This window comes from Rhodanobacter sp. K2T2, assembly GCF_013408815.1.
Classification (GTDB): Bacteria; Pseudomonadota; Gammaproteobacteria; order Xanthomonadales; family Rhodanobacteraceae; genus Rhodanobacter.
This window is the reverse complement of sequence record NZ_JACCCA010000021.1, coordinates 1-24,877: the sequence shown is the minus strand read 5'-3', so window position 1 is coordinate 24,877 and position 24,877 is coordinate 1. Positions and strand designations below refer to the sequence as shown.

The following is a 24,877-nucleotide window of genomic DNA, read 5'->3' as shown; positions in this document are numbered from 1 at the left end:
TCGCGACGACTTCTTCGCCTTGGGCGGTCACTCGTTAGTAGCTATGCGGCTGCTCTCGCGCCTGCGTCAGCGCTTCGCTATAGACCTGCCGCTGGTGACCGTCTTTGAGCGGCCGGTGCTGGCCGCGCTGGCCGCAGCGTTGACTGCGACAGGTACACACGCGGCATCGACCGCCATCGCACCGCGCGCACCCGACACGGCGCCAAGCCTGTCGTTCGCGCAGCAGCGCCTGTGGTTCCTGTCGCGGATGGGTGCGGCGGCGGGCAGTTATCACCTGCCGCTGGTGCTGCGTCTGCGCGGTGCGCTGTCGCCGATGGCTTTGCGCGCGGCGCTGGGGGCGTTGCTGGTGCGGCACGAAGCCTTGCGCACGGTCTTCATCGATCACGATGGCGAGCCGCAAGCGCGCCTCCTCGGCACGGACATCGCATTGCCGTGGACCGTGGTGGATCTGCGCACGGAACCGGCGACGTTGTCCACCCACGTGCAGACCGCCATCGGCGAGGCCTTCGATCTGGCCGTAGGTCCGCTGATCCGGGCGCATCTATACCGCACCGGTGACGACGAACACGTACTGCTGTTGACCCAGCACCACATCGTGTCGGACGGCTGGTCGATGGACATTCTGCTGCGCGAGCTGGTGGCCTGCTACGAGGCCGCGGTCAGCGGCGGCGAGGCGGCGTTGGCGCCGCTGCCGATTAAATACGCGGATTACGCGGCCTGGCAACGCGCGTGGCTGACCGAGCAGCGGCTGGCGACGCAAGCGGCGTTTTGGCGCGAGGCGCTGGTCGATGTACCGGTGCGACTGGAGCTGCCGACGGACCGGCCGCGTCCGCCGCAACAGGGCTTTGCTGGCGCGCATGTGCCGGTGCACCTGGATGCGGCACTGACGCGGTCGCTGCGGCAGTTGGGTCAACGTCACGGCGCGACGCTGTACATGACGATCCTGGCCGCATGGACGGTGGTACTCAGCCGTCTGTCGGGACAGGACGATCTGGTGGTGGGTACACCGACGGCCAATCGCGGTCGGCCGGAGACGGAAGGGTTGATCGGCTTCTTCGTCAACACGCTGGCGTTGCGGTTGCGCCCGGACGAGGCCGGCACGGTGGCCGGTCTGCTTGGCCATGTGCGGCAGGTGACGTTGGCGGCACAGGATCATCAGGACCTGCCGTTCGAGCAGGTGGTCGAGATCGCCCAGCCGCCGCGTCGGCTCGATCACACGCCGCTGTTCCAGGTCATGTTCGCTTGGCGAAACGTGGCCGCGTTCGCGGGACGTCTCGGTGATGTCGATGTCGATGTGCCGCCGATGACGTATACGACAGCGCGCTTCGATCTCGAGCTCGACGTCATGGATGACGGCGAAGCGATCAGCGGCACTCTCGTCTATGCGACCGGCCTGTTCGACGCGTCGACGATGCAGCGTCACGTCGATTACCTGATGACGGTGCTTCGCGCGATGACCGTCGACGGCGCGAGCTTGTCGTCGATCGACATGCTCAGTGCGGCGGAGCGAGCGCAGCAGGCGGCATGGAACGCGACCGAAGCAGCGTATCCGACCGACGTCAGCATCCATGCGCTGATCGAAGCCCAGGTGCAGCGCACGCCCGAGGCCATCGCCGTGCGGCACGAGGACGGCAACCTCACCTATACCGAACTCAACCGGCGCGCCAACCGCCTGGCGCATCGACTGGTAGCGCACGGCGTCGGCCCCGACCGCATCGTCGCCGTCTGCGCCGAGCGTGGCGTGCCGATGGTGATCAGTCTGCTGGCCATCCTCAAGGCCGGCGGCGCGTACCTGCCACTGGATCCGAGCCTGCCGACCGAACGCCTGCGACAGGTGCTGGACGATGCCTCGCCAGCCTGGATGCTGGTCGATGGGGTGGGCGAGACCGCCTTGGCCGAGCTGGGTAGCACTGCCCATCGTGTGCACCTGGATCAGGCGCCGTGGACCGATGGCCCGACGCACGATCCCCAGATCGCCGGCGCGTCGGCCGGACAATTGGCGTACGTGATCTACACCTCCGGCTCGACCGGTCGCCCGAAGGGTGTGATGAACGAACACGGCGCCTTGGTCAACCGACTGACCTGGATGCAGAGCGCCTACGGTCTGGACCACACCGACATCGTCATCCAGAAAACCCCCTTTAGCTTCGATGTGTCGGTATGGGAATTCTTCTGGTCGCTGCTCGCCGGTGCCTCGTTGGCCGTGCCACCGCCCGAGCTGCACAAAGACGCGCCGCGACTGGCTGCATGGATGCGTCAATGGCAAGTCACCACAGCGCACTTCGTGCCCTCGATGCTGGCCAGTTTCGTCCAGGTGGACGACGTCGCCGCGTGCACGAGCCTGCGTCGACTGATACTCAGTGGCGAAGCCTTGCCGGCCGCCCACGTGCTGGCCTGTCGCCAGCGCTTGCCGGCGGTCGCCTTGCACAACTTGTACGGACCGACCGAAGCGGCGATCGACGTAACCGCGTGGACCTGTCCGCCGGACTACACCGGCGGTACCGTGCCGATCGGTCGGCCGATCGCAAACACCGCGATCCATCTGCTCGATCGTTATGGCCGTCATGTACCGCGGGGCACGGTCGGTGAGCTGCACATCGGTGGCGTCGGCGTAGCGCGCGGTTACCTCAACCGCGATGGCTTGACGGCCGAACGCTTCGTCTCCGATCCGTTCCGCGCGGGTGGCCGGTTGTACAAGACCGGCGACCTGGCTCGCTATGCGCCGGACGGCCAGATCGAGTACCTGGGCCGTAACGACGACCAGGTGAAGATCCGCGGCTTTCGTATCGAGCTGGGTGACATCGAGGCCTGTCTGGCGACCTGCGCCTCGATCCGCGATGTCGCGGTGGTCGCGCGCGACACGCCAGGAAGCGACGTGCGGTTGATCGCTTATCTGGTCGTCGAGGCCGGGCAGGGCGAGGTGGCGCAGTGGCGTGCGCATGCCGCGGCACACCTGCCCGAATACATGGTGCCGGCGGCCTTCGTGCAACTGGCCGCTTTGCCGTTGACCGGCAACGGCAAGCTCGACCGCAAGGCGCTGCCGGCACCGGACGACGAAGCCTTTGCCCGTCGAGCGTACGAACCGCCGCAAGGCGACACCGAAAGCGCGATCGCCGCCGTGTGGGAGGAACTGCTCGGGGTCACTCGCGTCGGTCGCCGCGATCACTTCTTCGAGCTTGGTGGCCATTCGCTCTTGGCAGTGCGAATGCTCGCCAGGATCAGCACCGATTTCGGGCTCGACATCGAGCTATCGACTCTTTTCAACCATCCAGACCTCGACGCTTTCGCTCGCGAGGTTCTGCTCGCATCGCTTGCCCAGCAATTCGACGCAGCGGATCTCGAAGAACTCATCGCCTCCGAAGGACAGATACCGTGAGCACAAGTTCGCCATTCGACAATATGGACGCTGCAACGCTGGAGCGGCTAAGGGCGCTGGCGCTGGCGCGCGGCATGAAGACCCGCGCGATGACGGAAGATTCGATTGCCACGTTGGCGCACGGCGATCGAATCCCGCTCTCGTTTGCGCAGCAGAGTTTATGGCTCGCCTCGCAGCGTGAGGGAAGCTCGGCCATCTATCATATTCCAGGTGCGTTATCGCTCAAGGGTGTACTCGACGTGGCGGCGCTTAACGCTGCGTTGAATGGTGTTTTCGCACGGCACGATGCGTTACGCAGCGTCGTCGTGCACGATGCGGACGGAATGCATGTTCGGTTGCTCGCGCCGTTGCCGGGCATCGCGCTGGACGAAGTCGATATGCGCGGCAGGGACGATCGCGCGACGGCATGGCAGGAGTTCGCAGACGAGGAAACACAACGTCCGTTCGATCTCGAGCGGGGGCCACTTTTGCGGGCGGCGCTCGTTCGCATCGAGGATGACGAACACATCCTGATTCTGACCTTGCATCACCTCATTGCGGACGGTTGGTCGCTCGCCCTTCTCGCGGACGATATCGCGGCACATTACCGTGCCTTTGTTAGCGATGGGTCGATACCCGCGACTTTGCCATCGGTACAATATCCCGCGTTCGCGGCCTGGCAGAGGCAGCGACTGAGCGGTGCACGGATGGACGTCCAGACGGCTTATTGGCGTGATCGCCTGGCTGATCTGCCAGCCTCCCTCAACTTGCCTATCGACCGACCGCGGCCGCCGCATCAGGACCATAGCGGCGCCTTCCTGCCTATCGCATTCGACGCGGCTACGACAAAGGCGCTCAAGCAGTGGTGTGGGCGTCAGGACGTCACGCTATTCACCGCCATCATGGCAGCCTGGGCCGTCGTGCTAGCGCGCCTGTCGCACGAGACCGATCTCGTCATCGGCACGCCGGTTGCCAATCGTCGGCGAAGCGATGTCGAACAGACCATCGGTTGCTTCGTGAACACGCTCGCGCTACGTGTCGAACTCGGCGGCAACCCGTCACTGGCGGAACTCGTCGGGCGTGTTCGACGCGACGTTCTCGCTGCACAGGATCATCAGGATCTGCCGTTCGAGCAGGTGGTTGAGATCGTGAATCCGGTGCGATCCAGCGATCGCACTGCCATTTTCCAGGCGATGTTCACCTGGCAGAACACCGCGCGCAGTGCGCTCTCCTTGCCCGGCATCGACATCCGTCCGCTGCATCTCTCCCAAGCTTCGTCGCGCTATGACATCAAGCTCGACCTTGGCGAAGAAGGCGACGGCATCGTCGGAGGCTTCATCTACGCGACGGCGCTTTTTGACGCCGATAGCGTGAGCCGTCACATCCGGTATCTGCAGGCCGTCGTCGCTCAGATGCTGGCCGACGATACGCAGCGCATACTTGAGATTGCGCTTGCCGACCACACCGAGCGCGCACTTATCGCCGCATGGAACACGACCGCGCGCGTGTTCCCGACAGCCTGCCTGGGCGAGCTGTTCGAGCAACAGGTCCGGCGCACACCGGCGGCGATCGCGATCCAGGCCGACGGCGTGGCGTTGAGTTATGCCGCGCTCAATGCCCAGGCCAATCGGCTGGCTCATCGTCTGGTTCGCCTCGGCGTCGGCCCGGATCGACGGGTCGCCATCTGCACCTGTCGTAGTGTCGCCATGGCGGTCGCCATGCTGGCCGTGCTCAAGGCCGGCGGTGCTTACGTGCCGCTCGATCCGGTCTATTCCTCCGACCGGCTGGGACGGATTCTCGGGGATGCCGCAGCCTCGGTACTGCTGCTCGACGCCGACGGTCGCCATGCCTTGGGCGACGTTGTCGCCACGCAGACACACGTACTCGCCCTCGACGAACTACCCAACGCATGGGCAGACGAGCCCGAGAGCGACCTGCACATCGACGGACTGACGCCGGATCACCTGGCCTACGTGATCTATACCTCCGGTTCCACCGGCGAGCCCAAAGGCGTGATGGTCGAACACCGTTCGGTGGTCAACTTCTGGGCCGCCATCCGCGGGCCGATCTATCCCGACGACGACACCGCCTTGCGCGTGGCCTGGAACGCCTCGTTCTCGTTCGACATGTCGATCAAGGCCTTCAGCCAGTTGCTGTCCGGGCACACCGTCGTGTTGCTGCCGCAAGCCGTGCGCGTCTCCGCACCCGCCCTGCTGGCCTTCCTGCGCGACGAACGGATCGATGCCTTTGATACTACGCCCTCGCAGCTGCGTGGCCTGCTCGCCGAAGGGCTGCTCATCCTGAGCGACCGCCCCCGTCGCGTGCTGCTAGGCGGCGAGCCGATCGATGCGGCCATGTGGTCCCAGTTGGCCACGGCACCCTGGTTGCAGGCATACAACATGTACGGTCCGACCGAGTGCACGGTCGACGTCACGATTACCGCGATCCGCGACCCCCACGGCCCCGTGCATATCGGCCGGCCGCTGGCCAACATGCGCGTCCACCTGCGCGATGCACAAGGCCGGGACGTTCCGCTTGGCGTGGCCGGCGAAATCTACGTGGCCGGTATCGGCGTGGCGCGCGGCTACTTCGACCGTCCGGCGCTGACCGCCGAACGGTTCATCGCCGATCCGCTGGACGCGGCCGGCCGCCTGTACCGTACCGGCGACCGCGGTCGTTACCTGCCGGACGGCCGCATCCAATACCTGGGCCGTCACGACGACCAGGTCAAGGTTCGCGGCTTCCGCATCGAACTGGGCGAAATCGAAGCCCGCCTGAGCGAGCACGGCGCCGTTCACGAGGCGACCGTCCTGGCCCAGGCCGATGCGCAGGGCGACACCCGCCTGATTGCCTATGTGATTCCGGCGTCCGCGCAGACCGTCTCGGCCGCGTCGTTACGTGACCACCTGGCCGCGCGCCTGCCTGAGTATATGGTGCCGTCTGCCTTCGTCAGCGTGGAACACTGGCCGCTCACCCGCAATGGCAAGCTCGATCGTCGGGCATTACCGGCACCGGATGAACGGGCCTTTGCCAACCGCGATTACGAGCCGCCGCGCGGTGCGGTCGAAACGGCCATCGCGAGTCTCTGGTCGGAGTTGCTGGGTGTCGAGCGGATCGGGCGCAACGATCATTTCTTCGAACTCGGCGGGCATTCGCTTAGCGCCGTACGCATGTTATTGAAGCTGCGCAAGCAATACGGCTGTCAGATCGCGATGGGCGAATTGTTCGAGCATCCCACGGTTGCCGCCCTCTCGAAGATGATCGAGCACTCTTCCGGAGAGAGCGACGAGCTGCCGATGCCGACGATTCCGCGTGATGCAGCACTTCCACTTTCGTTCGCCCAGCAACGACTGTGGTTTCTTGCGCGTTTCGATGCAGCCAATCCGACGTATCACATCCCTGTTGCCTTGCAGTTAACCGGCGAGGTCGATCGTTCGGCACTGACGAAATCGCTCGCGACGATCTTCTCCCGCCACGAAGCATTGCGTTCGATGTTCGTCAGTCGCCGTGGACAACCGGAAGTCGTGCTGATCGATGCTGATCGGACACCGGCCATCGCGGATATTGACCTGTCGGCCGAAGGTGCCGCGGCGACCCTGGACGATGTCATGGCGATCGAGGCGGCGGCGCCGTTCGACCTCGAACACGGTCCGCTGATTCGGTTCGCACTGGTTCGGCTTGGCGCGCAAAAGCATGTGTTGTTGATCACGCTCCATCACATCGTCGCCGATGGATGGTCCATCGATATTCTCGTGCAGGAGCTCAGCCATCTTTATGGTGCGTTTCGTAGCGGGATTGTTCCCCAACTTTCTCCGTTGTCCGTGCAGTATCCAGACTATGCCGCGTGGCAGAAGCGGTGGCTCGATGGCGATCGCCAACAGAAGCAACGCGAGTACTGGATCACTCAGCTAAAGGGCGCGCCGGCTTTGCTCGAACTGCCGGGCGATCGCCCGCGACCGGTCAAGCTCGATCATGCCGGCGGTAGCGTTCCGATCGTGATCGACGAACGCACCACGGCTGCGCTGAAAGCATGGAGCCACGAACGCCGGGCCACTCTCTTCATGGTGTTGACCGCGGCATGGTCGGCCGTATTGTCCCGGCTCTCAGGCCAGGACGACATTGTCATCGGCAGCCCCGCAGCGAACCGCGAACGTCCGGAAACCGAAGGCGTCGTGGGACTTTTCGTCAACAGTCTGGCCTTGCGGATCGGCCTGTCGCCGCAAGTGACGGCGACCGGATTGCTTGATCGGGTCCGGCAGGTCGTACTCGAAGCACAGGATCACAAAGATCTTCCGTTCGAGCAGGTCGTCGATATCGTGCAGCCGCCGCGTCGCACGAACCACACGCCACTGTTCCAGGTGATGTTTACCTGGCAGGGCCAGACCCGGCGCGAGCCGGTCCTCGACGGACTTGAAGTGCGCATGGCCGATGCGGGTCAACCTTTCACCAAGTTCGATCTGGAACTTTTCCTTGGTGAAGATGAGGGATGCATCGTCGGGGGTATGAATTACTCGACGGCATTGTTCGACCGGCCGACGATTGAACGGCACGTCGGCTATATCGGCGCGATGCTGCAAGGCATGGTGGCCAATACTACGAAGGAGGTGCAGGCGATCGCATTGCTCGGCGACGATGAACGCCGCTTTCTTCTGCATGAATGGAACAGCACGGCTGTGCCGTACGATCAGGAGATCGCACTGCACATGCTTTTCGAAGCGCGTTGTCGCGCGATGCCGGATGTGATTGCCTTGCAGTGCGAAGGCCGGACGATGAGTTACGTCGAACTCAACCAGGCGGCGAATCGGTTGGCGCACTTTCTGGTTGCCAGTGGTGTAGGCGTTGGCGATCGGGTAGCTGCGTGTGTATCGCGCGATATGACTTCCGTGGTCACCCTCATGGGCATATTGAAGTCAGGTGCGGCGTATGTGCCGGTAGATCCGTCATATCCGGAAGACCGGATTCGCTTCATCGTCGAGGACGCGCAGCCGCGCCTCGTCGTCTGCGACGGGCAGGCGCGAGGCGCGGCCGCGAGGGCTCTGGGCGGTTCCGCGATGCTTGTCGACGTGAGCGAGGCGATCGCGCGCAGCGATCTGCCTACCACCGATCTGGGCCTGACCATCCGGGCCGACCAGATCGCCTATGTCATTTACACCTCCGGTTCGACCGGGCGGCCAAAGGGCGTCATGGGCATGCATCGCCCCGTGGTGAACCTGATCGAGTGGATCGCAAGCGAGTTCACCGTAGGTCCGAACGACTTGATGTTCTTCACCAGCTCGCTTTCGTTCGATCTCTCGGTGTACGACATTTTCGGCATCCTCGCGTCCGGTGGATGCCTGCGTATCGCGACACAGGATGAACTGTCGGACCCGCGTTTGCTCGCACGCGCGCTGATGACTTCGGGCGCGACGTTCTGGGACTCGGCGCCGGCCGTGTTCCAACAACTGGTCCCATTCTTCGGTGCGATGGAAACGGGTCCCGCCTCCTCGCTCAGGCTCGCGTTCTTCAGCGGCGACTGGATTCCGCTCGAGTTCCACGACGTGCTACGGCGGCACTTCCCGAATTGCCAGATGATCGCCTTGGGCGGCGCGACCGAGGCCACCGTGTGGTCCAACTATTACCGCGTCCAGAGCATCCGGCCGGAATGGTTCAGCATTCCGTATGGACGGCCAATTCAGAACGCCAAGTACTACGTGCTCGACGATCGTTTCGAACCGGTGCCTTGGGGCGTGCGAGGCGATTTGTATATCGGCGGCGAATGCTTGACGGCCGGTTACTTCAGCCGCGATGACCTCAATCAAGAGCGCTTCGTGGTCGATCCTCATTCCTCGGTGGCGGGTGCGCGCATGTACCGGACTGGCGATCTCGCCCGGCTCATGCCTGACGGCCAACTGCAATTTCTAGGGCGTAACGATCAGCAGGTCAAGATTCGAGGTTTTCGCGTCGAACTGGGTGAGATCGAGACACGCCTCACCGAGCATGCGCGAATCCGCGATGCAGCCGTTGTGTTCGGTTCGCCGCTCGGCGGCGACCGACGTCTGCTGGCCTACGTGGTGCCATCGGGCGATGGCGGCGTGACTGCCGTTGAGCTTCGTTCGTACCTGCAGGCGCTGGTGCCGGAGTACATGATTCCGTCCGCTTTCGTCAGCCTCGACGCCATGCCACTCACACCGAATGGCAAAGTGGATCGAAAGGCGCTGCCGGAGCCGGATGACAGCGCCTTTGTCCATCGAAGTCACGAAGCACCTTCGGGTGCCGTCGAAGAGGCCATCGCAGCGATCTGGATGGACCTGCTCGGCCTGGAGCACATCGGACGCCACGATCACTTTTTCGAACTCGGTGGCAACTCGCTATTGGCGATCGCCATGCTCGAACGCCTTCGCGACAACGATATCGAGTTGGACGTCCGCACGCTCTTCGAGCACCCCGTTCTTGCCGACCTGGCCATGTGCTGTAACGAGATAGAGGAAGTTCGTCTATGAACATCAAGGAATTGCTGTCGGCCTTGGAACAGTCGGGCATCGACATAAAGGAAGACAACGGCACTCTCGTGGTTCGGGGTAACAAAGGTCGACTCGACCAGACGCTTAAATCGGCGCTTGCCGAACACAAGGGCGAATTGCTTCGAATGCTTCGTGCTGGCGAAATGAATGACGGCGCCGGGCATGCGCGCAACGTCGAGCCGGCGCTTCAGGCGCTGCCTAGAGGCATCGAACGCATCACGCCGGACATGCTCTCGCTTATCGATCTCGAGCAGGACGATATCGATCGCATCGTGGCAGCGGTGCCTGGCGGCGTTGCCAACATCCAGGATATTTATGCCTTGTCGCCACTGCAGGACGGCGTGCTGTTTCATCATCTGCTCGCCGAGCAATCCGATCCGTACGAACTGCGGACGTGGCTGACTTTTCCTAACCGCGATGTGCTGCAGCGTTTCCTCGATGCTGTGCAGCGCGTGGTCGATCGGCACGATATTCTTCGCACGGGATTTGTCTGGTCGGGCCTTTCTACGGCCGCGCAAGTCGTGCTGCGTTCGGCGTGCCTGCGCGTCGACGAGATAACGGCGACTAACGATCACGCCGATCCAAAGGCGGCCATCGAAGCGTGGCTGGAAGTTCATTCCATGCGCATGAACGTGACCGCCGCGCCGCTGCTTTCTTTCACGGTGCTTCACGACAAAATATCCGATGCCTGGGTAGTGCTTCAACGGATGCATCACTTGGTCGGCGATCACTCCACGCTCGACATGCTTCATGGCGACGTGCACACGATCATGGATGGGCGCGAAGCGGACCTCCCAAGGCCAACTCCTTACAAGGCTGCCATTGCGCGCATGCGCCGATCCGGTGCCAGCGAGGAACACGAGGCGTTCTTCCGGGAGCTGCTGGCTGACGTGACGGAACCGACACTGCCGTTCCAGTTGGTCGATATACAGCAGGACGGCCGCGCCATGGTCGAGTTTGGAGAGCATCTGCCGACCGATCTCGTGGCGCGGGTGTTCGCCACCGCACGCCGACGTGGAGTGAGTGTCGCGGCACTCTGCCACACCGCCTTCGGTCAGATGGTGGCGCGCGCATCCGGCAGGGACGATGTGGTTTTCGGAACGGTGTTGTTCGGCCGTCTGAGCGGGGATAGCACGGCCAATCGTGCGGCCGGTGTGTTCATCAATACGCTTCCTTTTCGCTTGCGACTCGGCGACGACGCCGTACTCGATGTAGTCAAGCAAGCGCAGGCCCGGCTCGGTGCGTTGCTGCATCACGAACATGCTCCCTTGTCGCTGGCGAAGGCATGCAGCGGCTTGCCAATGACGTCACCCCTGTTCAGTGCTGTGCTCAATATGCGGCATTCGGCCGAGGTCGCCATTGCACCGGATGCCTTGCCGACTTTGCTATCGACCGTTGCCGTCACCTCGAACACGGAACGTAGCAATTATCCACTCGGCGTCTCGATCGACCAGGGCAGCGACAGCTTGCAGATATCCGCCCAGACAGTGCGCGAGATCGATCCGCAGCGGATCGTTTCGTATATTCGCTGTGCGCTGGTTGATCTGTGTGATGCGCTGGAATCCGATGCCAGCGTGCCGGCGCACACCTTGGAGATCTTCGATCGTAGCGAACAGTCCGTTGTCGCCGATGCGCTCGATACGATCCCTGCTGCCACGGATTTCTGCACACTTTTCGATCGTTGGGTCGACGATGCGCCGGAGGCATTGGCGATCGTGCATGGACCAACGCAGCTTACTTATGGTGAGCTGGATGCACGCGCGGAGACGATCGCTGATCTTCTGGTTGAGAAGGGTATCGGTGTCGAGTCGCTCGTTGTCATCTGTGCCGAACGCGGCATCGTGCCGGTAGTTTGCATGCTCGGTGCCTTCAAAGCCGGCGCTGCTTATGTGACGCTGGATCCTGCGCAAGGCAGGGACCGCCTCGCGCACATGCTGGACGACACCGGGGCTTTTTTCGTGTTGTGCGATGCGACCGGAGAGCTCGCGCTTGAAGGTTTGACGAGCGGTCGTGTTGTTCGAGCGGATCGCCTTGCTGCCGATTCCACCTTGAGTACGCATCGTGGCGAAGCGACAGCGGCGGTGCGCGATCCGCGGCGTCTGGCTTACGTGGTCTACACGTCAGGTTCCACGGGTCGTCCGAAAGGCGCGATGATCGAACACCGCGGCTTGGTCAACCTCACGATCGATCACGCCTCGCGCTTCGGCATCGCTCCGGGAAGCCGCGTACTTCAGTTCGCCTCGCTAGGCTTTGATGCCAGCGTTCTGGAAATCATGCTCGCGCTCGGTAGCGGCGCGTCCTTGCATATCGCTCCGGACGACGCACGTCATGACATACGCAAGCTCTGGTCTTATATCGATGCTCAGCGCATCAGCTTCGGCGCTCTCGTGCCGTCGTTCATCCAGGGTGTCACCGACCTGCCGCCGCTGGCACATCCGCTAACCCTCATCTTGGGCGGTGAAGCACCTTCGCTCGACCTCATGCGACGCATGAGTCGTCTTGCGACGATCCACAATGGTTACGGCCCGGCGGAAAACACGGTCTGCACGACGATGTGGGCGTTCCAGCCCGACGCTGAACGGGTATTGCTGGGCACACCGATCGCGAACCAGCTCGTCGACATCCTGGATAGCCGTGGCCGGCTCGTGCCGGACGGTGCCATCGGCGAATTGGTCGTCAGCGGGGTTGGCGTGGCTCGTGGCTACCTCAATTTGCCCGAGCTGACCGCCATGCGCTTCTTTGTCGATGATCGCGTGGGTCAAGCGGTCGGCCTTCGTTACCGGACCGGTGATCTCGTCCGCCGCGGGCCTGAAGGTTTACTCGAGTACATCGGTCGCATCGACAACCAAGTCAAGCTGCGCGGCTTCCGCATCGAACCGGGCGAAATCGAAAACCAGTTGCGTCTCCATCCTGATGTCGCCGAAGCCGTGGTGACGGTTCGCGACGATGCCGGGACGGTGCGCTGCCTCTGTGCGTATGTCGTGCGTCATGCACAAGCCGGCCACTCCGGTGTGGATGTTGACGATTTGCCGAACGCCTTACGTACGCATCTGGCGACTAAGGTGCCGGAGTACATGATCCCCGCGTGCTTCGTCGCGATCGATGCGATTCCGCTCACCGTCGGTGGAAAGATCGATCACCGCGCGCTACCCATACCAGACGACACGGCCTTCGCGAGACGTGCCTATGAAGCTCCGGCCTCGATGGTGGAAGAGCGCCTTGCGGCGGTGTGGCAAGCGATTCTGCAGATTCAGCGCGTGGGTCGCCGCGATCACTTCTTCGAACTCGGTGGTCACTCACTGAATGTCGTTACCCTGATCGGACGGCTGCAAAAGGAAGGCCTTTCGCTCACAGCGAAGGATGCCTTCAACCATCCGGTGCTGAGCGATATGGCGAAGGCCATCACGCAGGACGTGACGCGTGGGGCGCCTGCCAACCGTATCCCGGTGGGAGCTCAGACGATCGAGCCGTCGATGCTGCCGCTGATCTCGCTGACGGTTCAGGACATCGAGACGATCGTATCTGTCGTGCCTGGAGGCGCGAGCAACATTCAGGATATCTACGGCTTGACGCCGATGCAGGACGGCATTCTTTTCCATCATCGTCTCGCGTCGGGTGTCGATCCGTACGTTCTCGTGACGGACATGGATTTTCCGGACCGGTCTGTCGTTGACGCGTTCCTAGGCGCGGTCGCCACGGTCGTGCAACGGCACGACATTCTGCGTAGCGCTTTTTTGTGGGAGGGTCTTTCGCGTCCGGTCCAGGTCGTGCTGCGTAGCGCAAACTTGCAGGTGACGGACCTTTCGCTAGCTGATCACGCGAACGTCGCATCAGTCGATGTCGATGATCTGGTGAGTCAGTTGCCGTTGCGTCTGGATGTCGGCTTGGCGCCGTTGCTCCAGTACATCGTCACGCACAACGGGGTCGACGGCGGGTATCGCGTCCAGCAGCGATATCACCACTTGATCGGCGACCATTCGACACTCGACGTGCTGCGTTCGGAAGTCTATACCCTGCTCGAGGGACGCGGTCACGAATTGCCTGATGCGGAGCCCTTCCGCGAACAGTTGTGGAAAATCGTGCAAGGTCCCGCCGAGGCTGAGCACGAAGCGTTCTTCCGCGACATGCTCGGTCACATAACCGCACCGACCTTGCCCTTCGGTCTATCCAATGTGATGCAGCACGGCCGTGCTGTCGTCGAGGCGACGGCTGAGGTCGATCCGGAAATCACCGCACGCCTTCGCGATCATGCGCGCCGTCTTGGCGTGAGCGCTGCCAGCTTGTGCCACTTTGCATGGGCGCATGTATTGGGACGAACAGCAGGCACGGACGATGTCGTCTTTGGTACGGTGCTACTCGGCCGCATGCAGTCGGGGCGCTCGTCCGAACAAGGCGTCGGCCTGTTCGTCAATACGTTGCCCTTGCTCATCAAGCTCGACGATCGGCCCGTAAGTACGGCGGTGCGTGACGTGCATGATCGCCTTGTTTCGCTGGTGCACCATGAGAGCGCCTCGCTGGCCTTGGCGCAACGTTGCAGCGGCGTACAATTGCCGTCGCCGCTCTTTAGCGGTGTATTCAACTATCGTCACAATCGAACGGTTGCGCTCGACGGCATCGACGAGGATAACCACGCGATGCGCGACGTGCGCTTCGTCAAGACGGTGGAGCGCACCAATTATCCACTCACGATGTGCGTGGACGATTTCGGCGACCGGCTCGCACTGACGGCGCTCGTCGAGACGCCGCACAGCCCGGAGCGGTTGGTCGCGTACATGAGCACGGCGCTGGCCTCGCTCGTCGATGTACTGGATCACGGCGCGAATGCCAAGTCGAGCCGGATCGAAGTGCTGCCGGCAGAGGAACGAGACTATGCCCTCGCTGGACCTATCGCAGCGAGCGACAGCGGCGCCATGCGCGACACGATCCATCGCCGTTTCGAGCGTATCGTTCGCCGGTTTCCCGAGAGGATCGCTGTCACCAGCCCAACGACGGCGCTGAGCTACGACGCACTCAATCGACAAGCAAATCGTCTGGCACATCATCTCGTCGAGCTCGGCATCACCAGCGACGATCACGTCGCGATCTGCGTCAAGCGCGAAGCCGGCCTACTCGTAGCTATCCTCGCTGTGCTCAAGGCGGGTGCATCGTATGTGCCGGTTGATCCGGTATATGCATCCGATCGTATCGACCGCATTCTGGAAAGCGCCAAGCCAGCGCTGGTCGTCGCCGATGCGCTCGGATGCGCCGCCTTGGCCGCTGGCTCGCAAGCCATCGATGTCGTCGATATCGATCGGCCCGATGCGTGGTCGATGCAATCGTCGGACGATCTCACCGTCGAGGTGTCTTCCGACGCCGTTGCTTACATCATCTACACCTCCGGCTCCACCGGCGAGCCCAAGGGTGTCATGGTCGAACACCGCAACGTCGACCGCTTGTTTGACACGACGGCAGCACAGTTTGCGTTCGACGAAAACGATGTGTGGAGCTTGTTCCATTCCTACGGGTTTGACTTCACCGTGTGGGAGATTTGGGGTGCGCTGCTGCATGGTGGTCGTCTGGTCGTGGTTCCGCATGAGGTCGCACGCTCGACAGGCGATTTCCTTGAACTGGTGGCCCGCGAAGGTGTGACTGTGGTCAACCAGACCCCTAGTGCCTTCAAGGCCTTCATCCACGCGCATACCAGCCACGCTCCGATACCCTCCTTGCGCTACATCGTGCTCGGAGGTGAGGCCATGGACACCTCCGTGTTGAACGACTGGTACGGGATTTACCCGGAAAATCGTCCCGAGCTGATCAACATGTACGGCATCACGGAGACCACCGTCCACGTGACCTATCGTCGCCTGGGACCGGCGGATGCGTTGTGCTCGTCCAGCCCGATCGGTGCACCTCTCGACGACCTTGCGATCTATCTTCTGGATGCGCATAGGCAGCCTGTTCCCGTCGGCGTGGTGGGGGAAATGTATGTAGGCGGCGCGGGCGTGGCTCGCGGATACAAAGGACGTCCCGACCTCACCGAACAGCGATTCCTGGCCGATCCGTTTGCGAACAGCGTGAACTCGCGCATGTATCGCACCGGCGACCTGGCGCGGCGCGACGAGGATGGCGAACTTGAATTTCTTGGCCGTAACGACCAGCAGGTCAAGATCCGCGGCTATCGCATTGAGTTGGGTGAAATCGAGGCGCGATTGAGCGAGCATCCAAGCGTTTCGCAGGCCGCGGTGATTGGTCGCGACGACAGCGGAAGCATGCGCCTCGTTGCCTATGTGATTCTCATCGGTCGCGAGCAGGCGAGCGACAACAGCGTGCTCATGGACGATATTGCAGCGCATCTCGAAGCGCGCCTTCCGTCGTACATGCTGCCGTCGGCTTATGTGCCGATCGATGCCTTACCGTTGACGATCAACGGCAAGCTGGACGTCAAGGCGCTGCCGAAACCAGCGGTGGCATCATCCTCGCGTTCGGACGAACCCGTTACACCTGGCGAACGATTGCTCGCGGATCTGTGGTCCGGATTACTCGGCGTCGATCGTGTGGGTCGCAACGACGATTTCTTCCGCCTAGGCGGTCACTCGCTGCTTGCGGTTCAGTTGATCGAGCGGCTGCGCCAGGCCGGTCAGCGGCTCGAGGTCAATCACATTTTCTCGGCCTCACTGCTCGCTGACATGGCGCGCGAGCTTGCGCCGCTCGATGCACATGAGTCGATGGCCGAAGGCGTTCCCGACGGTGTCGTGCGCATCGTGCCGTCGATGCTGCCACTGGCGAACCTCAGTCAAGAAGACATCGATGGCATCGTCGCGTCCGTTCCCGGCGGCGTGGCCAACGTGAAAGACATCTACGGCGTGACACCTTTGCAGGACGGCATCCTATTCCATCACATGCTCGCCGCGGGCCGCGATCCGTACGTGATGCTTAGTCATCTGGTTTTCCACGAGCGCGATCTTCTGGATCGTTTCGTCGCCGCCTTGAACGTATTGATCGAACGGCACGACATCTTGCGCACATCGTTCGTCTGGGACGGATTGTCGGAGCCCCATCAGGTGGTGGTCCGACAGGCGACCTTGCCCTTGATCGAGATGGCTGGCCTACCCGGCGCTACTGCGACGGAGCGGCTGCACGCGCGCTTTGATCCGAAGAGCCTGCGCATGGATCTGACTAAGGCGCCGCTCGTCCAGCTTGCGGTGGCAAAGGATGCGGTCGAGGATCGTTGGATTGCAGTCTTGCTACGGCATCATCTGGTCGAAGACGCCGTGTCGGTGAGGATATTCCGCGACGAACTCAAGACCATTCTTGAAGGCGATGCGCATCTGCTGCCTGCCGCCCCGTCCTTCCGGGCGCTGGTCGCGCAAACGCGGGGCGGTGCCAGCAAGGCCGAGCACGAGACATTCTTCACCAGCATGCTCGGCGATGTCACCGAGCCGACGCTGCCGTTCGGAATCGATGGCGCCTATGTGACGGACGATGTCGGCGAGGCCAGGATGTCCGTGCCCGATGCGGTAGCGAATCGTCTGCGTGACGGCGCCCGGCGCGTAGGAGTCAGTCTTGCCAGTTTGTGCCATCTTGCCTGGGCTCACGTCATCGCGCGGACGAGCGGCCGCGATGACGTTGTCTTCGGCACCGTTTTGTTTGGACGGCTGCAGGGCACGGCAGGCGCTGACAGGGCTGCGGGTCTCTTCATAAATACGCTTCCGCTGCGCGTCGCTGTCGCGAACGAAAGCATCCATAACCAGGTCAGGGAAACCCATCGTCTGCTGGCCGAACTAATGTGCCACGAACACGCGTCGCTCGCCGTGGCGCAGCAGTGCAGCGGAGTCCCCGCGGGCACCACGCTGTTCTCCTCGCTACTCAACTTCCGCAACCTGCTTCCGTCACAAGGCGACGTCGAGGACGGCGATCATCCGCTCGCGGCCGTGGAGTGGAGCATGGGCGATCGCTTCACGAATTATCCCGTGAGCATCGCTGTCGAGGACTACGGCCAGGCGCTGGCGCTGATCGGACAGGTCGTTGCGCCGTTCTCGGCCGAACGTGTTTGCGCTTACCTGTGTCGTGCGCTGGAGGCTCTTGCCGATGTACTGCATCAGGACATGGATGCAGGCGATACCGCGTTGGAGATGCTTCCCGCTGGCGAAATCGACGAGCTAGTGGTTCGGCTCAACGCGACGGCAAAGATTTTTCCAGACAGCTGCTCGATCTACCTTACTGACTTGATCGACGCGCAATGCGAACAGACACCTACGCATACCGCGCTGGTGTTTGGTCAAGAAGCATGGACCTACGCCCAGCTCGACAGCGAAGTGCGGCTTGCGACGCAACAGCTCGTAGCGGCCGGTGTGCGACCTGACGATTACGTCGGCGTGTGCTCGGCGCGAGGACCCTGGATGCTCGTTGCCATGCTAGCCACGATGCGGGCGGGTGCGGCTTATGTGCCGCTCGATCCGTCGTATCCGCGCGAGCGTCTCTTGCAGGTCGTTGAAGATGCCGGACTCAGCCTGATCTGCGCGGACGGGATGGGCGTGCGCGCGTTGGGCGAGTCGCTTCCCGAGCAGAGTGCGATCGTCGCGCTTCCCGATCCAGGCGGCCGACCGGCATGGGTCGATCAGCCGACCAGCGATATAACGCGCGACGTCCGTGGTGACGCTCGAGGAAACGCTGTCGCCTATGCCATCTTCACGTCGGGATCCACCGGACGACCGAAGGGCGTCATGGTCGAACATCGATCCATCGTCAACTTTATCCTGAGTGCCAAGGACGATCTCGCTTTCGGTCCGGAAGGGCGGGTGCTGGGATTGACCAGCATTTCGTTCGATATCGCTGCCCTTGAGCTGTTTCTGCCGCTGGTGACAGGCGCTACCCTGGTGTTGGCGAGTTCTACCGAAATCGCCGATCCGTACGCGATACAGGCTCTGCTGGCACGTCACCCGGTTGACCTGATGCAGACCACGCCGGCGCGCTGGCAGTCCTTGCTCGACAGCGGGTGGAAACCGTCGCCCGGGCTTCGCATGGTGTCTATCGGCGAGCCGCTCATCGCCGCTTTGGCCGGGCGGCTCAGTGCTCACGATGGCATGTTGTGGAATGCTTACGGTCCCACCGAAACCACGGTCTGGTCGACCATCGCGCGCATCGAATCTAATGCGGTGGTGGATCACGGCAGGGCACCATCCATCGGCCGTCCCGTGGCAAACACCCGTATTTATCTGCTCGACGAGTCGCTGCGCCTCGTGCCGTTCGGTGTGCCTGGCGAGATTTACATCGGCGGTGATGGCGTCGCGCGCGGATATCTCGGGCGCGCGGATCTTACGGCAGCACGCTTTCTCGATGATCCGTTCTGCGCCGATGCCGACGCGCGCATGTACAAGACCGGCGACCTCGCGAAGTATCGTCCCGATGGAACGATCGAACATCTTGGTCGCAACGACGATCAATTGAAGTTGCGTGGTTTCCGCATCGAACTGGGCGATATCGAATCCTGTCTGCTCGACCATCCGGCGGTGCGTCACGTTGCCGTTCGTAGTTGGCGTGGCGCTGCGGACGAGGCGATGTTGGTGGCGTATGTGGTACCGGCTAGCGGCTTCGAAAGCATGACGTCCGCAACGATTTCGCCACTGCTGCTTGCCCATGCGCGCTTGCGGCTACCCGAGTACATGCTGCCTTCGGCCTTTGTCGCGCTGGCATCACTGCCACTGACGCCCAATGGCAAGGTCGATCGTGCGGCATTACCGCCCCCGGTCAGCACGTCGAAGATGGATGCGTCGGACACGGCTCCGCGGGGTCCGCTGGAGACGCGCCTGGCAGCGATATGGTGCGACGTTCTCGGTGTCGATGCGGTGTCGAGGGAAAGTCACTTCTTCGAATTGGGCGGAAACTCGATTCTCTCCGTGCGCGTAGTCGAGCGGTTGCGGAAGAGCGGCCTCATGCTCGAGCTGCGATCCATTTTCGCTCATCCGGTATTGCACGAACTTGCTGCGCTGATCGTGGCAAGAGAGGTCGTTGTCGCTGCATCGGTCGGCATACCCGAGAACGCGACGGCGATCACGCCGGACATGGTTCCACTCATCGATATCGATCAGGATGGCCTGGACCGCATCATCGCCTCAGTACCCGGTGGGGTGGCGAACATACAGGACATCTATGCCCTTTCCCCGCTGCAGGATGGCATCCTGTATCACCACCTCAGCGATCCCGCCAACGATCCCTACGTCATCACGCATACGACGACCTTCGCATCGCGCGTCGAGTTGGAGGCCTTCGTCGCGGCGGCGTCGAAAGTCGTCGCACGGCACGACATTCTGCGAACAGCGTTCCTCTGGGAAGGGCTGTCCATGCCTGCGCAGGTGGTTCTCCGATCGGCCGATGTGGCGTGTTTTTATGTGGATGGTCTGTTGCTGGATGTTTCGGTATCGCAACAGTTATCGGCGCATGCCCAACAGGATATTTTCGATCCCACGGAAGCTCCGCTGGTTCGCTTCTATGCCGCGGAAGACGCTGCCGCAGGCACCTGGTACCTCTTTCAGCGCATGCATCACCTCGTCGGCGATCAGGCAACACTGCAGGTTCTGGCACGCGAGGTCGCGGCATTCCAGTCCGGCCTCGAAAATAATCTGACCTCGCCGCGGCCTTTCCGTGAGTTCATCGAACGGACGCGCGCTGCCGCCGCAACCGACGACGACCGCGCATTCTTCGAATCGATGCTCGGCGATGTAACCGAACCGACGCTTCCCTTCGGTGTCGCGACCGTGCATGCGGCGCAGGCCACCTTCGTGCATGCGCGCAAGCTGCTTTCCAGGGAATTGGTGGCGTCGATACGAGAACAGGCAAAAAGTCACAGAGTGAGCGTGGCGAGTGTCTGCCATCTTGCGTGGGGTCTCGTCGTGGCGCGGGCCGCGGGTCAAACGGACGTCGTGTTCGGTACCGTGCTGTCGAGCCATCAAGCGTCGGCAGAAGCGGATGAAGCCGATGCCGGCATGTTCATCAATACCTTGCCGATCCGTGTGCAGCTTGCTGATCAAGGTGCGCAGAGCGGCTTACGTGCCGTGCAGGCTTCGTTGGCGGATCTGCTGGCGCATGAGTACGCCTCACTCGCTCTCGCGCAGCGTTGCAGCCAGGTGCGTGCGCCGGACCCCCTGTTCAGTTCGATCCTCAATTATCGCCATCATGCCACTCCGCATGTTTTAGACACCGATGCACAGTGGGCGCATGTCGAAGAGCAGCTGGCTCGGATCCATGCCGGTGAACGGACCAACTATCCGCTCGCTTTGTCCGTCGAGGATTTTGGCGACGCGTTGGCCTTGACGATCGATGCGGTCGCTTCGCTGTCTGCCGCGCGCATTCTTTCCTATGTGGAAGTCGCGTTGGCCAGCATTTGCTCCGCACTGTCCAACGCTCCGTCCCGGCATCTTCACGAGCTGGATGTGTTGCCCACGGATGAGGTCGCGTTGCTGTCACGGCGACACTCTGATGCACGCGTGCCGCTGGATGCGCACGTGCGCATCCATCACCTCATCGAGGCACAGGTACGGTGCTCGCCGGATGCGTTGGCCGTACGGGACGATGACCGCGGCCTGACCTACCGACAGCTCGACGAGTGGGCCAATCGTGTGGCCCATCGATTAGTCGAAGAGGGCGTCGGTTCGGGCACGCTCGCCGCTCTTTGCGCCGAGCGTAGTGTTGCTCTGGTCATCGGCATGCTTGCCGTTCTGAAGGCGGGCGCGGCTTATGTGCCGATCGATCCAGCGTATCCCCGCGAACGCGTCGATCAAATGCTGGTCGACGCTTTGCCCCGGGTGATCCTCACCGATCAACGTTCGCGTGCTCTGGTCGCTGATTCAGCCTGCGCTGCTTCGACGATTCTGCTGGACGATGTCGGCACCGGCAACGTTCTCGGAGAATGGTTGTCATGGCCCAGCACGCCGCCTCCGCGCAGCGAGGCAACGCACGCCGATGACCTGGCCTATGTCATCTTTACCTCGGGTTCGACTGGCCGACCTAAGGGCGTGATGGTCGAGCATGCCGGCGTCGTGAACCTGCTGCGCTCGATGGAACGCGTGCGGGTATTGGATGAGAACGATCGCGTGCTGGCCATCACCAGTGTTTCGTTCGACATTGCTGCAGTCGAGCTGTTTCTGCCGCTCTTGCACGGCTCGGCCATCGTCATGGCTACACGCGCACAGGCCGTCGATCCGATGGCCTTGCAGCGAGTGATCGAGGATCACAAGGTGACCTTCATGCAGGCCACGCCGAGCACTTGGCGATTGCTGCTGGACTCCGGCTGGAACGGTACGCGAGACCTCAGCATGGTCTGCGGCGGCGAAGCCATGACGGCCGATCTCGCCGCGCGTTTGACGACGCGTGGCCGTGACCTGTGGAATGTCTATGGCCCCACGGAAACCACCATCTGGTCGACAGGCATACGCATCGAGCGTGCGACGACTGGCGAGCAGCCCACGCCGACACTCGGCTATCCGTTCGACAACACACGCTGCTACGCCTTGGACGGCATGGGGCATCTGGTCCCGATCGGAGCGATCGGTCATTTGCATATCGGCGGCGCCGGCGTGGCGAGGGGTTATCTCAATCGTCCTGATCTGACGGAAGATCGGTTTGTCGCGGATCCGTTCGATGATGGCTCTCATCCGCGCATGTACCGAACCGGAGACATGGTTCGTGTTTTGGAGGATGGCTCGTTCGCATACTTGGGACGTAATGACGACCAGCTCAAGATTCGCGGCTATCGGATCGAACTGGGCGAGATCGAATCGCGCCTGGTCACTCATGCACGCGTGCGCGCAGCAACCGTGGTGGCACGACCCGACGCACATGGCGACAAACGCCTCGTCGCCTATGTCGTACCGGAAGCAGCGTACGAGGGACGCGTAGGTCACCACGGGTCCGCACCAGGCTTTAGCCTTTTCTTCTTCGGCGCAGAACCTTCAGGTAGCTCGAACCGTTATCGGCTTTACCTGGACGCCGCGCGCTTCGCGGATGAGCACGCGTTCGAAGCGATCTGGACGCCGGAGAGGCATTTCCATAACGTCGGCATGCTGTATCCCAACCCTTCGGTGTTGAACGCGGCGCTGTCCACGATTACCAAACATGTAGGACTGCGAGCCGGTAGCGTCGTCGTGCCTCTGCACGATCCGATCCGCATCGCCGAGGAATGGGCTGTCGTCGACAATCTGTCTGGCGGACGTGTCGGCATCGCCGCGGCGTCTGGCTGGCATCCGCGCGATTTCACACTGGCCCCCGAGCGTTTTGCCGTGCGAAAGCAGGCGATGGCCGATGGCATCGAGACGATACGTCGCCTGTGGCGCGGCGAAACGATCCAGCGCATCGATGGCAGTGGAAAGCAGGGCGAGGTCAGGGTCTATCCGCGCCCCGTGCAAGACGAGTTGCCGCTTTGGGTAACGGCGGCCGGGCACCCCGATACTTTCATCCATGCCGGACGGCTGGGTGCAAACGTTCTGACCCATCTGCTCGGCCAGAACATCGCGCAGTTGTCCGAACAGATCATCGCTTACCGGCATGCCCGCGCCGAGGCCGGACTCGATCCGTCGACCGGACGCGTCACCGTGATGATTCACGCCTACGTGGGCGATGATCTCGACGAAACACTAGAACGCGCACGCGGTCCGTTCATGCGTTACATGCGTGAGCATTTGGGCTTGCTTGCCTCCTGGGCAACCAGTCTCGATCTGGAAGTGGACGACGTCGACGACGAGGCCAAGGAAGGGATCGTACGGCTCGCCTTCGAAAGGTATTCCCGCACGGCATCGCTTATCGGCACACCGCAAGGGTGCGTGTCGGTGGCGCGACAGCTTAGGCAGGCAGGCGTCGACGAGATCGCTTGCCTTATCGACTGGATGGACGCGGATGATGCCTTGGCCGGTCTGCCAGCATTGGCATCGCTGCAGGCGCTGGTGTGTCGCGACGTGGATCGCGACGACATTCGTTCGCATCTGGCGAGTACCTTGCCGGATTTCATGCTGCCGTCGTCTTTCGTGGTACTCGACGCGTTCCCACTCACTCCCAATGGAAAGATCGATCGACGAGCGCTTCCGGACCCGGATCGAGACAATGGCGAACGCCCGGAGCACGAGACGCCGCACGGGGAGCTGGAGATGTCCATCGCCGACATCTGGTGCGAGCTCCTCGGTATCGCGCAGGCGGGGCGACATGATCGCTTTTTTGATTTGGGCGGCCATTCGCTGCATGTAGTGCGGCTCCTCGGGCGCGTTGCTCAACGCTATGCCGTGCAGATGCCGGTGTCGGCGTTGTTCTCCAACCCGACGCTCGCCGAACTTGCCCTAACGATCCAGGAACATCTGGACCAAACAATTGAACCGGCGCTACCTGCCATTCGCCCGGTTTCGCGTGATGGGCGACTGCCGCTCTCTTTCGCGCAACAACGCCTGTGGTTCCTTGCGCAAATTGAGGACGTGAGCGCTACCTATCATGTGAGCACAGTGTTGCGCTTGCGCGGCGCACTCGATGCGGTGGCGCTCAAGCACAGCCTCGATACCTTGTTTGCACGACATGAATCGCTGCGCACGGTGTTTGTCAGCAACGAAGGTGCGCCTTACGCGAAGTTGATCGACGCATCACGCGGCGTGAGCATGCAACATCACTCGCTCGTGGGTATCGCGGATGGCGATGCTGCCCTTCGACAATTGGCGAATGAAGAAGTGTTGCTTCCCTTCGATCTGGCACGAGGGCCGTTGATCCGTGCTCGCCTCGTGGCGATGGGTCACAACGAACACGTACTGCTGTTGACCCAGCACCACATCGTGTCGGACGGCTGGTCGATGGACATTCTGCTGCGTGAGCTGGTGGCCTGCTACGAGGCCGCGGTCAGCGGCGGCGAGGCGGCGTTGGCGCCGCTGCCGATTCAATACGCGGATTACGCGGCCTGGCAACGCGCGTGGCTGACCGACCAGCGGCTGGCGACGCAAGCGGCGTTTTGGCGCGAGGCGCTGGTCGATGTACCGGTGCGACTGGAGCTGCCGACGGACCGGCCGCGTCCGCCGCA

General features: G+C 62.4%; 3 protein-coding genes. All 3 read left to right on the top strand.

From position 1 onward, the window contains the following. Positions 1-3,376: non-ribosomal peptide synthetase (locus HDE78_RS20565; RefSeq protein WP_179483041.1), on the top strand; the 3,376-nt coding region annotated here is incomplete at its 5' end. Then, positions 3,373-9,834: a non-ribosomal peptide synthetase gene (locus HDE78_RS20560; protein ID WP_179483040.1), complete on the top strand. Its 6,462-nt coding sequence runs from the start codon at positions 3,373-3,375 to the stop codon at positions 9,832-9,834. The genes HDE78_RS20565 and HDE78_RS20560, both read left to right, overlap by 4 nt. Next, a partial coding sequence (locus HDE78_RS20555; protein WP_179483037.1) for a non-ribosomal peptide synthetase occupies positions 9,831-24,877 on the top strand: 15,047 nt, incomplete at its 3' end. The genes HDE78_RS20560 and HDE78_RS20555, both read left to right, overlap by 4 nt.